The organism is Pseudomonas sp. MD195_PC81_125 (assembly GCF_014060985.1).
Lineage (GTDB): Bacteria > Pseudomonadota > Gammaproteobacteria > Pseudomonadales > Pseudomonadaceae > Aquipseudomonas > Aquipseudomonas parakoreensis.
Genome location: NZ_JABULD010000835.1, coordinates 1 through 682, shown reverse-complemented (window position 1 = coordinate 682; position 682 = coordinate 1). Strand labels below are relative to the sequence as shown.

Annotated in this window: 1 protein-coding gene; it reads right to left on the bottom strand. The window is 53.8% G+C overall.

Features of this window, described 5'->3' with window-relative positions:
• On the bottom strand, positions 1-525 hold a 525-nt coding region (locus tag HT737_RS29590), incomplete at its 3' end, for an OmpP1/FadL family transporter (protein WP_182404597.1).
• Between the last annotated feature and the right edge of the window lie 157 nt (positions 526-682).

Here is a 682-nt window from a genome sequence, read left to right as displayed (position 1 = left end):
GATACGGTTGATGGTCGGACCGAAACCGATCGACACCACATCGTTGAACTTGTAGCTGACAGTTGGCTGGAAAGTGATGACTTGTACTTCGGACTTGCTGCCGAAGTAACGGCCGCCAAAGCCTTTTTCATAGTCGGTAATCAGGCCGAACGGCACATAAACGCCGAGGCCGAATGCCCAATGCTCGTCGATCGGTTTGACGTAGAAGCCCATAGGTACGGAGGTGAAGGGCACCATGTCGCCTTTGTTGCTGCCGCCGTTAGGGCTGGAGCTGGCGTCGCTGATATCGGTCTTGGCATCGAGGAATGCAACACCGCCGGTGACTTGTTCACGCGTGAGGCGCGACATGCCGGCAGGGTTGCCATAAACAGTGCTTGCGTCGTCGGCAGAAGAGGATCGCCCAGCGTAACCAGTACCCATCCCGCTGATGCTGTGTTCGTTGATGGCAAAGCCAGCTGCGAAGATCTGGGTGGATGCCATGGTAACGGCGAGGCTAAGGGTGGTTTTGAGCATGACTTTTTTCATTATTAGAACTCCTGGTGATCACCGGGGCGAAAATTACCAACATTTTCGTTCCAGCGCTATAGTCCCTATGCCTTGAGTTAGAGCGGTTTTGTAGGACAATCCGACCAGATTCGCGACCTGTTGAGCGATCTTTCAAAACTCGCCAGTCAACAAGCGA